Source organism: uncultured Oscillibacter sp., from assembly GCF_947654275.1.
GTDB lineage: Bacteria > Bacillota > Clostridia > Oscillospirales > Oscillospiraceae > Oscillibacter.
On record NZ_CANTJS010000063.1, the window covers coordinates 1 to 14,227 of the forward strand.

A 14,227-nucleotide genomic window follows, 5' to 3' on the forward strand; every position below is an offset into this window, starting at 1 on the left:
TGTCTCCTGAATCCCTCGGATATTTGTACTATTCTTGAAAATTGATTTCCCTGTCCCTGCGGCCCAACAGTTGACAACTCCGCCGGAAATGGGATACAATATCAGGACACGATTTCCGCGCCGGGGCGCGAACAACATACGAAAAGGATTGAGGCTTTATGGCACAGGATAAAAGACAGGTAGACGCCATCACCGCACGGGACGCGGACTTTGCCCAGTGGTATACCGACGTCTGCAAAAAGGCGGAGCTCATTGACTATACCTCCGTCAAGGGCATGTTTATCTACCGGCCCTATGGCTATGCCATCTGGGAAAACATTCAGGCGGAGCTGGACCGCCGCTTCAAGGAGGCGGGACACGAAAACGTGTACCTCCCCGTTCTGATTCCCGAATCCCTGCTCCAGAAGGAAAAGGACCACGTGGAGGGCTTCGCCCCGGAATGCGCCTGGATTACCATGGGCGGCAACGAGAAGCTGGAGGACCGGCTCTGTGTCCGCCCCACCAGCGAAACCCTCTTCTGCGAGCACTACGCCAACATTATTCACTCCTGGCGGGATCTGCCCAAGCTCTATAACCAGTGGTGCAGCGTGCTCCGCTGGGAGAAGACCAGCCGCCCCTTCCTCCGCCACCGGGAATTTTTGTGGCAGGAGGGCCACACCATGCACGCCACCGAGGAAGAGGCCCGGGAGGAGACCATGCGGATGCTGAACATCTATGCCGATTTCATGGAGAACTTCCTGGCCATGCCCGTCATCCGGGGCCGGAAGACGGACAAGGAGAAATTCAAGGGCGCCGAGGAGACCTATACAGTGGAGTGCATGATGCACGACCGCAAGGCCCTCCAGGCCGGCACCAGCCACTATTTCGGAGACGGTTTCGCCCGGGCCTTTGAGATTACCTATACCGGAAAGGACAACCAGCTCCACCACCCCCATCAGACCAGCTGGGGCGTGTCCACCCGGATGATCGGCGGCATCATCATGACCCACGGCGACGACAACGGCCTGGTTCTGCCTCCCCGCGTCGCCCCCATTCAGGCCGTCGTCCTGCCCATCGCCCAGCACAAGCCCGGCGTTCTGGACGCCGCCGCGGCCCTCCGGGACCGGCTGAAAACCGCCGGCATCCGGGCCAGGATGGACGACTCCGACAATACCCCCGGCTGGAAGTTTGCCGAGTACGAGATGAAGGGCGTGCCCCTGCGGGTGGAGATCGGCCCCAAGGATATGGAAAAAGAGCAGTGCGTCATTGCCCGGCGGGACACCGGCGAAAAGGTCTTCGTGCCTCTGGCCCGTCTGGAGGAGACGGTGAAGGAGCTGCTGGACGCGGTTCACGACAATATGTATGCCCAGGCGCTGAAGAACCGGGAGGACAACACCTTTGACATCCGGACCCCCGAGGAGGCCAGGGCCATTGCCGGAGGGAAGGGCGGCTTCCTGCGGTCCAAGTGGTGCGGCTCTCTGGAATGCGAGCTGGCCATGAAGGAGCAGGCCGGGGTCTCCTCCCGCTGCATGCCCCTCCAACAGAGCGGCCAGGAGGGCGTATGCCCTGTGTGCGGAAAGAAGTGCGCCACGGACATCTATTGGGGCGTCGCCTATTGATTTCAGGCCGGGACTGGGGGTGCGAAGGCTCCCCCGGTCCCGAAATCCCTGAAAACAGAGGGTTTTTTCGCGGAAACCCCTTGCGTTTTTCCGTTCGCTGTGATATATTGCTTATATTAGAGTATGCTGGTAGTGTAAGGTGAGGGAGTGGGCCGCGGGTCCGCTCTTTTTGTTGGTTCCATTCCCATAGAACGGGGCCGGCAAAAAGAGCGTCGTTTTTTGACGCGTCGGATTGTCGAACAGCGAAGGGATTAAAAACGAAAGCCCCCTCCTGCTTCCTTTCCGGGATTTTTCAAAATTCTATAAGGTTTCTATTGGAGAAAATATGAGCATGAAGAAAATCACCGAACTCACCGCCGAGCTGGCGGCCCCCGCCATTGCCCAGGCCGGCTGCACCCTCTGGGATGTGGAATATGTGAAGGAGGGCGGCGTCTGGTATCTCCGGGTCCTGCTGGACAAGGAGGGCGGCGTGGACATCCTGGACTGTGAGGCCGTGTCCCGGACTCTCTCGGACCTGCTGGACGAGGCGGACCCCATCGAGGGCAGCTATACCCTGGAGGTGGGCTCCGCCGGAGCGGAACGGGCGCTGAAGCGGCCCGGGGACTTTGCGCAGTTCATGGGCAGCCCCGTTCTGGTAAAGCTCTACCGCAGCCTGGACGGGCAGAAGGAGATTCCCGGCGTGCTGACGGGCTATGACGGGGAAAGCGGCGCCGTCACTGTGGAGGCCGGGGGCGTCTCCCGGACCTTTGAGAAGAAGGACACGGCTCTGGTCCGCCTGCGGGTGGAGTTCTGAGGGGCTTTGACCGGAGGCGCGGACCGGAACAGGCCGCCCGGCGGAACCGGCGGCCCCCATATCCCTGGCTGTGTTTTCCGGCGCTTTCCGGCATCTGGGGCCCCGGGGGAAGAGACTGAGAGACTATGATGTATAAACGGTTCAAATAGATCATGTAATATCTGTAATAAGGAGAATCGGCAGAAATGAGAGGTAAAAAGCAGAAGGAGCCCGCCGGGATGAATCCTGCGGAGATCTTCGCCGCGCTGGAGATGCTGGAACAGGAACGGGGCATTTCCAAGTCCTTTATGATGCAGAAGATCGTCCACGCCATCACCACGGCCTATCAGCGGGACCACAAGGACGTGGAGGAGGAAAACATCATCGTGGAGGTGGACGAGGAGCGGAAGGATCTGCGGATGTTCGTCCAAAAGGTCATTGTGGACGAGGAGGACTATGTGGACCCCGCCAACGAGATGCCCCTTGAGGAGGCCAGGACCCTTTCCGGCCGCTATCAGATAGGGGACACCGTGCGCATTCCCGTGGACAGAATGGAGTTCGGCCGCATCGCGGCGGGCAACGGCAAGCAGGTTATCATTCAGGGCCTGCGGGAGGCCGAGCGGGGCATGGTGTACGACGAGTTCAACTCCAAGCAGCATGAGATTCTCACCGGAGTCGTCACCCGCATTGATCCCCGGAACGGAGCGGTGTCCCTGCGGATTGGCACCGGCACGGAGTCCACCGAAGCGCTGCTGCTTCCCGGTGAGCAGGTTCCCGACGAGACCCTGGAGGAGGGCATGCACATCAAGGTCTACGTGGTGGACGTGCGCCTTTCCAACCGGGGGGCGCAGGTGCTGATTTCCCGGACCCACCCGGGTCTTGTGAAGCGGCTGTTCGAGCTGGAGGTCCCCGAGATTTTCGACGGCACCGTAGAGGTAAAGGCCATTGCCCGGGAGGCCGGCAGCCGGACGAAAATGGCGGTCTGGTCCAACGACGAGAACGTGGACCCCATCGGCGCCTGCGTGGGCCCCAGGGGCCAGCGGGTGGCCGGCATCGTGGAAGAGCTCCGGGGGGAGAAAATCGACATCATCAAATACAGCGAGGACCCCGCCGCCTTCATCGCCGCCGCCCTGGCGCCCGCCGACGTGGTGGAGGTCCGGATGGAGGAGGGCGGCAAGGCCTGCCGCTGTGTGGTGCCCGACGATCAGCTGTCCCTTGCCATCGGCAAGGAGGGCCAGAACGCCCGTCTGGCCGCCCGGCTTACCGGCTATAAAATCGACATCAAGCCGGAGCACTATGAGGAGCCGGAGGAGGAAGAGGACGCTCCGGAGGAGGCCAGCGGGGAAATCCCGGAGGAAGCCGCCGGAACGGAGACGGCCCCCGGCGGGAGCGAGGAGTAATCGGGAATGAGGAGCGGGAGAGGGCTTCCGGCCCGTTTTCGGCTCCGGCATGCTGAAAATTCCTGATGTACAATACCCAAGGGATGGAGAAAGGTGGTCTGAAAGGTGCCCAAGGTGAAGAAAACGCCCCAGCGTCAGTGCGTGGGCTGCCGGGAGATGAAGGACAAGAAAAGCCTGCTGCGGGTGGTCCGGTCCCCCGAGGGGGCGGTCAGTCTGGATTTTACCGGCAAGAAGCCCGGCCGGGGGGCCTATGTCTGCCCGGACGCGGCCTGCCTGAAAAAGGCCCGGAAATCCAGGGCTCTGGAACGGGCCTTTGAGACTGCCATTCCCGACGAGGTATACAACGCCATGGAGGCGGAACTGGGAGGCGCGACATGAGCGGCGGGAATATTCTCTCCCTGCTGGGGCTGGCCCTCCGGGGCGGGCGGCTGGCGGCGGGAGACGAGTCCACGGCCCTGGCGGCCCAGGGCGGAAAGGCCCGGCTGATTCTGCTGGCCTCCGACGCAGGGGAAAAGACCCTCCGCCGGGGGGCGCATCTGGCGGAGGAGGGCAATTGCCTCATCCTGACCCTTCCCTTCTCCAAGACGGAGCTGGGAGGCGCTTTGGGCCGGAGCAGCGCCGCCATTCTGGCGCTGACGGATCTGGGCCTGGCCAACGCCCTGGCGCAGAAGCTGGCGGCCCTGGACCAGGAGCGCTACGGTGAGACTGCCCAGCGGATGGAACTGAAGCTGCGCAGGGCCCAGGAGCGGAAAACCGCCCCCCGACGTCAGCCTCCGGCTCCGGAGCGGCGGGAACCCCGTCCCGGCGGCGGAAAACGCCCGGCAGACGGCGGAAAAAGATTTTCGGACGGCGGGAAGCGTTCGGCGGACGGCGGAAAGAGACCCACGAACGGCGGGAAGCGTTCGGCGGACGGCGCAAAAAAACCATCAAGCGGCGGAAGAAGCTCGTTAAACAGCACAAAAAAACCTTCGAGCGGCGGAAGGAGATCGTCAGACAACACTAAAAAGCCGGGCCGGCAGGCGGGACCGCCGGGAGGCGGCGAGAGAGGCCGGAAGGCGCAAAGAAGCCAGGGAGCGCAAAAAAGCCAGGGAGCGCAAAAAAGGCAGGGAGCGCAAAAAAGCCGGGAGGCGCAAAAAGGCCGGCCCGGCGGGACGGAACGCCGGTTCCGCCATCCGGGCAGCGGAGGCGCGAAGCCCCTGGGCGGCAAAGGGCCGTCCGGCGGAGCGAAACCGCGCGGCGGAGGAAGCTGAAGTGGTTCCGCAGGTTTGTGTTTGGCCCGCAGAAAAGCGCACCGGCTTTGTCTGCGTTTTCATAGAAGGGCCCCGCGGCGGAGGCGCGGCGGGGCGAAACAAGAGTTCCGGGCGGCGTTCCCCGTGTCGGGGGCGCGCCGGCGGAACGGCAACAAAAACCACTCCTGAGTCCGTCTGAAAGGCGGCGAAACGGATTCGCCGTTTTTCAAACGGGCTTCCGGAGAGGAAACGAACGAGGTGTTTTGATTGGCTATTGAAAAATACAGAGTCCATGAGGTGGCAAAGGATTTCGGCGTTCCCACCAAAACGATTATGGAGATTTTGACAAAGTACGCGTCCCAGCCGAAGAACCATATGCAGGTGCTGACGGACCGGGAGCTCTCCATCATCTTCGACTGTCTGACCCAGCGCCATCCCGTGTCCGACATTCAGGTGATTTTCAAGGATACCTACCAGGAGGCCCCCAAGGCCCCGGAGGCTCCCGTCCAGGAGCCTGTCCAGCAGAAGCCTGCCCAGCCGGCCGGCCAGCAGCCCAGGCGTCAGGGCGGGCAGCCCGCCAAACAGCCCCAGCAGCCTGTCAGGCAGCCCCAGCAGCCCCCCAGGCAGCAGGGGAGCCAGACGCCCCAGCAGGGCGGTCCAAACGCGCAGGGCGGACAGAGCGGACAAGGCGGACAAAAACCTGCCAGCCGGGTTCCCCAGAAGAAAATCGTGGACACCCGGAAGGGCGGCGACGTGAACCTGGCCAAGTACGACGAGCGGCTGGAGACCCTGGGCGGCCAGCAGGGCGAGCGGATGCAGCGCCAGCAGCGCAGCGGCCGGGAGAAGGTGCGCACCAACCAGCAGCGCCGGGGCGGACCGGGCTTCTCCAACAAGCGGCGGCAGGACGAGGCGGAGAAAATGCGCCGGCTCCAGCTGGAAATTGCCAAGAAGGCCCCGGTGAAGGTCCAGATTCCCGACGAGATTTCCGTGGGCGAGCTGGCCAGCCGGATGAAGAAAACCGGCGCGGAGGTGGTCAAGTGCCTGATGAAGAACGGCATCATGGCCTCCCTGCCCCAGATGATTGACTTTGACACCGCCGCCTTCGTGGCCGAGGAAATGGGCTGCAAGGTGGAAAAAGAGGTCGTCGTCACCATTGAGGAAAAACTCATCGACGTATCCGAGGACAAGGCGGAGGACCTGGTTTCCCGGGCCCCCGTGGTGGTGGTCATGGGCCACGTGGACCACGGCAAGACCTCCCTGCTGGACACCATCCGGAATACCTCCGTGGCCTCCGGAGAGGCCGGCGGCATCACCCAGCACATCGGCGCCTATCAGGTCCAGGTCAAGGGCAAGCCCATCACCTTCCTGGATACTCCGGGCCACGAGGCCTTTACCTCCATGCGGGCCCGGGGCGCCATGGTGACGGACATCGCCATCCTGATGGTGGCGGCGGACGACGGCATCATGCCCCAGACCATCGAATCCATCAGCCACGCGAAAGCGGCCAATATCCCCATCGTGGTGGCGGTGAACAAAATCGACAAGGAAAACGCCAACCCGGACAAGGTGATGCAGCAGCTCACGGAGCACGGCCTGGTCCCCGAGGACTGGGGCGGCGAGACCATCTGCTGCAAAATTTCCGCCAAGAAAAACATCGGTATTGACACCCTTCTGGAGATGGTGACCCTCACCGCTGAAATGGCGGAGCTGAAGGCCAACCCCAACCGGGCGGGCCAGGGCACCGTCATCGAGGCCCGTCTGGACAAGGGCCGGGGCCCGGTGGCCACGCTGCTGGTCCAGAACGGCACCCTGAAGCAGGGCGACATCATCATCGCCGGCACCGCCGTGGGCCGCATCCGCACCATGCTGAACTACAAGGGCGAGCGCCTCTCCGAGGCGGGACCCTCCGTGCCCGTGGAGGTGGCGGGCCTCAGCGAGGCTCCCACCGCCGGGTCTCCCTTCTTCGCCGTCACCGACGAGCGCATGGCCCGGACCCTGGTGGAGCAGCGCAAGGCCGAGGAGCGGGCCAGGGCCGCCGCGCCGGTGCAGAAGGTCTCCCTTGAAAACCTCTTCGACCAGATTCAGGCCGGTGAGCGGAAGGAGCTGGCCCTGATTGTCAAGGCCGACGTTCAGGGCAGCGTGGAGGCGGTGAAGGCCTCCCTGGAAAAGCTCAGCAACGAGGAGGTCAACGTCCGGGTCATCCACGGCGGCGTGGGCGCGGTAAACGAGTCCGACGTCATGCTGGCCTCTTCCTCCAACGCCATCATCGTGGGCTTCAACGTCCGGCCCGACGCGGCGGCCCGGGACGGCGCGGCGCGGCAGAACGTCGACATGCGGATGTACCGCGTCATCTATGACTGCATCGACGAAATCACCGCCGCCATGAAGGGTATGCTGGCCCCCAAATTCCGGGAAGCCCTGCTGGGCCACGCGGAGGTCCGGCAGACCTACAAGGTTTCCGGCGTGGGCACCGTGGCGGGCTGCTACGTCCAGGACGGCAAAATTGTCCGGAACTGCTCCATCCGCCTGGTCCGGGACGGCATCGTGATTCACGAGGGCGTACTGGGTTCCCTCCAGCGGTTCAAGGACGCCGCCAAGGAGGTGGCCAGCGGCTACGAGTGCGGCCTGACCATCGAGAAGTTCAACGATATCAAGGAAGGCGATATCGTGGAGGGCTACACCATGGAGGAAATTCCCCGTTAAGCGCAGGACAGGGGCGGCGGCGGTGCCGCCGCCCCTGTTCTGTTTATCCCGATAAGCGGGAGTGAATATTTTTTCTAAGTTTGGAATTTCCCTGCGCTGACGTGCGGGGTGGTCAGCAGCTGACATGTCAGCTGGTTCATTCCACCCCCCATTCTCTCTCTTTCTTAGTGAAGAAAGAGAAAGAACGGGCCGTGGACGGTCCAAGAGAGAGAAAGACGTCCGCGCAAGAGCTCTCCAGCCTCAAATACGAAAGTAAATGCCCGCGGCGCGGTGCAAGCGGGAGTTTGGCGGTCACCGAAAGGACTTCCCTCCTCTTTTCACTGCCGTTTGTGCAGGCCAAATGAAGAATCTTGCACGTCTACCAGCTTAACGAGAAAATGCCGTTATTTCCGGTAGACTGTCAAAAAGTTTTACCGTCCTCAAAAGAAGCTAGAGATTTTTCTCTTTATATGGAAAGGACACAACTATGGCTTCAAATCGAATCAACCGCATCAACGAGGAGATTCAGCGGGAGCTGTCGGACCTGTTCCGCCAGCTGAAGGACCCCCGGGTCTCCCAGGTGGGCATGGTCTCCATCACCCGGGTGGACACCACCAACGACCTGCGCTATGCCCGGGTCTATGTCAGCGCCCTGAACAAGGACCAGGAGAAGGACGTGCTCAAGGGGCTGAAATCCGCCGCCGGTTTTCTCCGCCGGGAGCTGGGCCATGCCCTTCAGCTCCGCTATACGCCGGAGCTTCAGTTCCTGGGCGACGACTCCATTTCCCATGGCGCTCATATTCTGGAGCTGCTGCGGGAGGACGAGCGGAGGAACGCCCCCAAAACGGAGGAGGAATGAACATGCTCACCGTGAACCAGGCCGCCGAATTGCTGCGGTCCTTTGACAATGTGCTGATTCTCACCCACGTCCGGCCCGACGGGGATACCATCGGCTCTGCCGCCGGGCTCTGCGCCGGACTTCGGTCCCTTCTGGGAAAGACGGCCTACCTGCTGCCCAATCCGGAGCTGACGGAGTCCACCGCCCCCTATGCCCTGCCCTATCACGCCCCCGACGGCTTCACGCCGGAGCGGGTGGTCTCTGTGGACATCGCATCCCTGTCCCTGCTGCCGGAGAACGCCAGGGCTTACGCCGGGCGGATTGACCTGGCCATTGACCATCACCCCTCCTTCGAGGGCTTTGGCAAAGAGAAATGCGTCCGGCCCGAGGCCGCCGCCTGCGGGGAGATTGTTTTTGATATTCTGGAGTCCCTGGGCTGCACCGCAATTCCGGCAGAGGCCGCCCTGCCCCTCTATGTGGCGATCTCCACCGACACGGGCTGCTTTGCCTATAACAACACCACCGCCTCTACCCACGCCGCAGCCGCCGCGCTGATGGGGACCGGCATTGACGTCCGGGGGGTGAACAAGGTGTTCTTCCGCACCAAGACCCGGAAGCGCCTCCAGCTGGAGGCCGCCATGATGGACGGCTGCGAGTTTCACGACAAAGGCCGGACGGCCCTCCTCTCCGTGCCCCTGTCCCTGATGGAGCGGGTCGGGGCCAGCGCCTATGACGCCGAGGACCTCTCCGCCTTCGGCCCCCAGATTGAGGGGGTGGACTGCGCCGTGACCCTCCGGGAGCTGCGGCCCGACGTCTGGAAGCTCTCTCTGCGCACCGGCCCCCGGGTCAACGCCACGAAGGTCTGCGCCCTCTTCGGCGGCGGCGGCCACGCGGCGGCGGCGGGATGCACCATTGAGGGGACCCTGTCTCAGATCAAGGAACGGATTTTAAGTGGAATTGCCCAGATTGTACCGGATTTTTCGAGCAATTAGGAATGAGGAGTGAGGAATTAGGAATTGCCTCCGGTGCAAAAAATTCCTGATTCCTCATTCCTAACTCCTCATTAAAGGAGAACATATGTCAAACGGCATTTTGATTATAGACAAGCCGGAGGGCTGGACCAGCATGGACGTCTGCGCCAAAATCCGGGGCATCCTCCGCGAGAAGCGGGTGGGTCACGGCGGCACTCTGGACCCCATGGCCACCGGCGTTCTGCCGGTGTTTGTGGGCCGGGCCACCCGGGCTGTGGAGTTTGCTGCCGATTCCGAAAAGGAGTATATCGCCGGGTTATTGCTGGGAGTTGTCACAAACACCCAGGACACCAGCGGCGAGGTGCTGGAGGAACGGCCCGTCCATGTGTCTCAGGAGGAGCTGGAGGCTGTTCTGAACCGCTTCCGGGGCCCCATTGAGCAGATACCCCCCATGTATTCCGCCATCAAGATCAACGGCAAAAAGCTCTATGAGCTGGCCCGGAAAGGCAAAGAGGTGGAGCGGAAGCCCCGCCCCGTCACCATCCACCGTCTGGAGGCCACCCGGGGCGGCTTTTACTGGAACGACAGGGCGGCGAAGCCGGAGCATCCCAACCTCTTTTTTCTCCGGGTCCGGTGCTCCAAGGGGACCTATGTCCGGACCCTGTGCCACGACATCGGTCAGGCCCTGGGCTGCGGGGGCTGCATGAGCTCCCTCCGGCGGACGCTGGCGGCGGGCTATACCCTGGCGGAGGCTGTGACTCTGGAGCAGGTCCAGGAACAGGGCGAGGCTCTTCTGCGGCCTCTGGACAGTCTTTTTCAGCAGTATCCGGCTTTGACGGTCCGGTCCCCGGGGCAGGAAAAGCGGGTCCGCTGCGGCAATTCCATCACCCTCCCCGGGACCGCAGACGGTACCTATCGGATTTACGGGCAGGCCGGGGAATTCCTGTGCCTGTCCCAGGCCAGGGACGGGACGCTGACCTCGGTCAAGAACTTTTTTTAATCGGGAGAGGAGGGCCGGATATGGGCCATCCCTGGGAGGAAATTTCTCTGGCGGATTACGAGGCCCACATGGCCCTGGACTCCGTCCGGCAGCTTCAGACCCTGCGGCGGATGATGGGGGACCAGCTGGAGGCCGCCCCTGCCGGCACGGTGATGATTCTGGGGGTGGCCGGCGGCAACGGGCTGGACCTGATTGAGCCGGGCCGGTTCCGGAGGGTGTACGGCGTGGACGTGAACGCCGCCTATCTGGCGGAGACCGGCCGCAGGTATCCGGCGCTGTCGGGCACGCTGGAGTGCCTGCGGGCAGACCTGACAAAGGACTGGAACCGCCTGCCGGAGGCGGACCTGGTGATCGCCAATCTGATTGTGGAGTACATCGGATACCCGTGCCTGCTGGACGTGCTCCGGCAGGTGCGGCCCCGGTATGTATCCTGCGTGCTCCAGCGGAACCCTACGGAGGCCTGGGTGTCGGATTCCCCCTACCTCCACGCCTTCGACGGCCTGGAGGCCGTCCATCATACCGTGGAGCCACGGGGTCTGGAGGCCGCCCTGGCCGCCGGAGGCTGGCGGTTGGTCCGGAGAGAGGAATGTCCCCTGCCCGGCGGAAAGAGTCTGGTCCGGCTGGATTTCATACCCTTGTCACCGGCGGCGCAGCAGCAGGGACGCTGACCCCGGTCAAAAACTTATTTAAGGAAAATTCCCAATGCGGATGTACGGATTTCTCAAAACCCCTCTGCGGCGAACCGGCAGGAACTGGTGTATAAGGTTATGCTCCACGAAACCCGGCGGGAGGGCGTATTCGCCTATCTTTACACCGGCCCGGAGGCCCTGTTCTGTTCCTTTGACTGCCACTATTCCACCCTGGAAGACGCGCTGGAGGACTGGGCCGGAGAAGTGGAGGGCTTGACAGAGCTGGGGGACCCTCTGCCGGGGTGTCAGCATGATTGTCCCCTGCCGGTCCGGGTCAAGGGCCGGGACCGGGGCGCGTCCCAGTGGGGACAGTACGAGATTCTGGAAAACGGGGAATGGAAGGATTTTACACCATGAGCAGTCAAACAAAACGGGTCATTGCCCTGGGCTTTTTCGACGGGGTGCATCTGGGTCACGCCGCCCTCCTTCGCCGGACGGCGGAGGAAGCGGAGAAACGGGGCTGCACCCCCGCCGTCTTCACCTTTGACCGCCCGCCCAAGGAGGTGGTTACCGGGGTGCCCTGCCCCCTGATTAACTCCCCCGAGGACCGGCGGGAGCTGGTGCGGCGGCTGTACGGCATCCGGGACGTCATCATGGCCCCCTTTGACCGGGAGATGATGACCACCGGCTGGGAGGACTTTGTGGAAAAGCTGCTGGTGGGCCGCTGGCACGCCGTCCATCTGGTGGCGGGCCATGACCACCGCTTCGGCCACAGGAACCAGGGCACGCCGGAGCTGCTGGCGGAGAAGTGCCGGGCGCTGGGCCTGGGCTGCGACATCATCCCCCAGGTGTCCATCGGCGGCGTCACCGTCAGCTCCACCTACATCCGCCGCCTGGTGGAGATGGGGCAGGTGGACCGGGCGGCCCGTTTCCTGGGCCATCCCCACACACTCACCGGCGCGGTGCGCCATGGCCGGGGCCTGGGGACCTCCCTCATGTTCCCCACGGCCAATCTGGTCATCCCTCCCCATGTGCTGATCCCGGCCTATGGCGTCTATGTCACCCGGGTCTTCTTCACCGATGGGGAGAGCCGTCCCGCCGTCACCAACGTGGGCACCCGGCCCACTGTGAACAGCGGCACGGATGTCACCGTGGAGGCCTGCATCCTGGATTTCGAGGGGGACCTCTACGGCCAGACCCTTCGGCTGGAGTTCCACCAGCATCTCCGGGACGAGATCCGTTTTGACTCCCTGGAGGCCCTCCGGGCCCGGATTGCCGCCGACGCCGAGACCACCCGGCGGTATTTCGAGCCGCTTCCGTAAAGCGGCGACGGCGGAAAAGCGCCTCAAAGATCATACCCGGCACAAAAAATCACAAAAAATCACAAAAAAAGCAGACGCAAACAGCGTCTGCCTTTTTCTTATCCCAGTGCCGCAATCATCCAGAGCAGGCCCGTGGCCCCCGCTCCCATCAGGGTATAGACCGCCGGATTCAGGTCCCCCCAAAGGCGGCTGAACCGGCCCCGGCCTCCGCCGCCGTAGTTCCGGGCCACCTGCCTGGCCTCGTCCACCAGCTGCCGGGCGCTGACGCCCTCCCCGGCGGCGTCGCTGCGGAGAATAAAGATTGCCTGCTCAAAAAAACGCTGGTCGGGAGAATCCACCACCACGACCCTTCTGGAAATGCCTTTCACCATCTGCATGAACCTCCTGTGTATGATGCTTCCAGTTTTCCGCACAGGTGGGAAATTTATACGGCGGAGGGGGAAATCCCCCTCCGCCGAAGCCGGTTTATAAAAGAGAAGCGCGCCGCCGGTTTTTTGATGAGCTCATGGAGCGCCGGCGGGATTCAGATGGATGGTGATGTGCTTGACGTCTGAGAACTGCGCCTCCACATCGTCGTGAATGCGCTCCGCAATGGCATGGGCCTCCCGGAGGGGCAGATCGCCGTCGACCTGAAGCTCCATGTCGATATAGGTCCTGTTTCCGAACATCCGGGAGTGAAGCACATCCACCTGTACCACATCCTCCTGGGCGGCGATATAGGCGGCCAGAGCCTTTTCGTAGGCCTCGCCCCGGGAGGTGTCCAGCATTTTCACAAGGGCGTCCTTCAGAATGTCATAGGAGACCTTCAGGATAAACAGGCAGATGACGACGCTGGCGATGCAGTCCATAATGGGGAACCCCAGCATGGCCCCCGCGATGCCGGCCAGGGAGCCCACGGAGGAAAAGGCGTCCGACCGGTGGTGCCACGCGTCGGCCATAAAGGCCGGGGAGTTCAGTATTTTGGCATAGTGACGGGTGTACCAGTACATGGCTTCTTTGGAGACAATGGAAATCACGGCGGCTGCCAGGGCGATCATGCTGGGAACGGCCAGCGTTTCATAGCTGCCCGCCAGAATCTTTTCCAGGCCCGCCTTGCCGATGCCCAGTCCGGTAACCAGCAGAATGGCGCCCAGCAGCAGCGAGGCAACGCACTCGAACCGCTCGTGACCGTAGGGGTGCCTGGGGTCTGCCGCCTTTTTGGACATGCGGACGCCGAGGCAGGCAATCAAGGTGGCGAAGACGTCGGAAAGGGAGTGAACCGCGTCGGACACCATGGCCCCGGAATGGCCCGCGATTCCGGCAAAGAGCTTGAAGGCAGACAGGGCCACATTCCCCACGATTCCCACCGTCGAGATGCGCCGGATCATGGCGTTTTCCCTGATTTCCGCTTTGGATGGGACGCTTTTGATTGGATTTTCTTTGTTGGCTGTCATAAGGATAATCCTCCTGTCCTGCCGCGGAGGCGGCAGTGATGATTACTCTTAATGGCACCGGCTTGAGATGAATTGTTCCCAAATGTGTAAAAAAACGCATCTGTGGAACATACAACTGTCCCACAGACGCGCTGTTCGCAATCTGCTGCCGCCCTTCGGCGGCCCGGCCCCATGACCCCGAGGTCATCGCCTGCTCAGTTTGTACTGTTGATCTCGCATTCCATACAGAATGTAATGCAGTGCAAAGAGTTATTTTATTATAGCGTAGCGTATGCGGTTTGTCAAGATTCTATGCCGGCGGGGCAGGGAAATCAATTTTCAAGAATAGTACAAATATCCGAGGGATTCAGGAG

The 14,227-nt window shown here is 62.4% G+C and carries 14 protein-coding genes and 1 riboswitch; of the genes, 12 read left to right on the forward strand and 2 right to left on the reverse strand.

The window, feature by feature from the left end:
• Positions 1 to 158 precede the first annotated feature (158 nt).
• The 12 genes from proS to ribF all read left to right on the forward strand — a co-directional run bounded on the left by proS (position 159) and on the right by ribF (position 12,441).
• Positions 159 to 1,598: a proline--tRNA ligase gene (gene proS / locus Q0063_RS12720; protein ID WP_297872356.1), complete on the forward strand. Its 1,440-nt coding sequence runs from the start codon at positions 159 to 161 to the stop codon at positions 1,596 to 1,598.
• 331 nt (positions 1,599 to 1,929) lie between these two features.
• Positions 1,930 to 2,391 carry a ribosome maturation factor RimP gene (gene rimP / locus Q0063_RS12725; RefSeq protein ID WP_297872369.1) on the forward strand — a complete coding sequence of 154 codons (462 nt, stop codon included), beginning with the start codon at positions 1,930 to 1,932 and terminating at the stop codon, positions 2,389 to 2,391.
• Positions 2,392 to 2,576: 185 nt separating this feature from the next.
• Positions 2,577 to 3,770, forward strand: coding sequence for a transcription termination factor NusA (gene nusA, locus Q0063_RS12730; RefSeq protein WP_297872357.1), 1,194 nt, complete (start codon positions 2,577 to 2,579; stop codon positions 3,768 to 3,770).
• Positions 3,771 to 3,875: 105 nt separating this feature from the next.
• Positions 3,876 to 4,148, forward strand: coding sequence for an RNase P modulator RnpM (locus tag Q0063_RS12735; protein WP_297872358.1), 273 nt, complete (start codon positions 3,876 to 3,878; stop codon positions 4,146 to 4,148).
• Positions 4,145 to 5,020: a hypothetical protein gene (locus tag Q0063_RS12740; protein WP_297872359.1), complete on the forward strand. Its 876-nt coding sequence runs from the start codon at positions 4,145 to 4,147 to the stop codon at positions 5,018 to 5,020. Before Q0063_RS12735 ends, Q0063_RS12740 begins: the two co-directional genes overlap by 4 nt.
• A gap of 246 nt (positions 5,021 to 5,266) precedes the next feature.
• Positions 5,267 to 7,702 carry a translation initiation factor IF-2 gene (gene infB / locus Q0063_RS12745; RefSeq protein WP_297872360.1) on the forward strand — a complete coding sequence of 812 codons (2,436 nt, stop codon included), beginning with the start codon at positions 5,267 to 5,269 and terminating at the stop codon, positions 7,700 to 7,702.
• Positions 7,703 to 8,168: 466 nt separating this feature from the next.
• Positions 8,169 to 8,540 (forward strand): 30S ribosome-binding factor RbfA, encoded by a 372-nt coding sequence (gene rbfA, locus Q0063_RS12750; protein WP_297872361.1) that lies wholly within the window; start codon positions 8,169 to 8,171, stop codon positions 8,538 to 8,540.
• Between the two features lie 2 nt (positions 8,541 to 8,542).
• Positions 8,543 to 9,511, forward strand: a complete 969-nt coding sequence (locus Q0063_RS12755) for a bifunctional oligoribonuclease/PAP phosphatase NrnA (protein WP_297872362.1) — start codon at positions 8,543 to 8,545, stop codon at positions 9,509 to 9,511.
• An 85-nt stretch (positions 9,512 to 9,596) separates the two neighbouring features.
• The gene (gene truB / locus Q0063_RS12760) at positions 9,597 to 10,490 is read left to right on the forward strand and encodes a tRNA pseudouridine(55) synthase TruB (RefSeq protein WP_297872363.1); all 894 of its coding nucleotides are present in this window, start codon (positions 9,597 to 9,599) and stop codon (positions 10,488 to 10,490) included.
• A 20-nt stretch (positions 10,491 to 10,510) separates the two neighbouring features.
• Positions 10,511 to 11,158: a class I SAM-dependent methyltransferase gene (locus Q0063_RS12765; RefSeq protein WP_297872364.1), complete on the forward strand. Its 648-nt coding sequence runs from the start codon at positions 10,511 to 10,513 to the stop codon at positions 11,156 to 11,158.
• A gap of 99 nt (positions 11,159 to 11,257) precedes the next feature.
• Positions 11,258 to 11,536 (forward strand): hypothetical protein, encoded by a 279-nt coding sequence (locus tag Q0063_RS12770; protein ID WP_297872365.1) that lies wholly within the window; start codon positions 11,258 to 11,260, stop codon positions 11,534 to 11,536.
• Positions 11,533 to 12,441, forward strand: a complete 909-nt coding sequence (gene ribF, locus Q0063_RS12775) for a riboflavin biosynthesis protein RibF (protein ID WP_297872366.1) — start codon at positions 11,533 to 11,535, stop codon at positions 12,439 to 12,441. Before Q0063_RS12770 ends, ribF begins: the two co-directional genes overlap by 4 nt.
• Positions 12,442 to 12,539: 98 nt before the next feature.
• Here the strand turns inward: ribF and Q0063_RS12780 are convergent, their stop codons facing one another.
• The gene (locus Q0063_RS12780) at positions 12,540 to 12,818 is read right to left on the reverse strand and encodes a hypothetical protein (RefSeq protein WP_297872367.1); all 279 of its coding nucleotides are present in this window, start codon (positions 12,816 to 12,818) and stop codon (positions 12,540 to 12,542) included.
• 126 nt (positions 12,819 to 12,944) lie between these two features.
• Positions 12,945 to 13,874: a cation diffusion facilitator family transporter gene (locus Q0063_RS12785; RefSeq protein WP_297872368.1), complete on the reverse strand. Its 930-nt coding sequence runs from the start codon at positions 13,872 to 13,874 to the stop codon at positions 12,945 to 12,947.
• 113 nt (positions 13,875 to 13,987) lie between these two features.
• Positions 13,988 to 14,082: riboswitch (NiCo riboswitch) on the reverse strand.
• Positions 14,083 to 14,227: the final 145 nt, after the last annotated feature.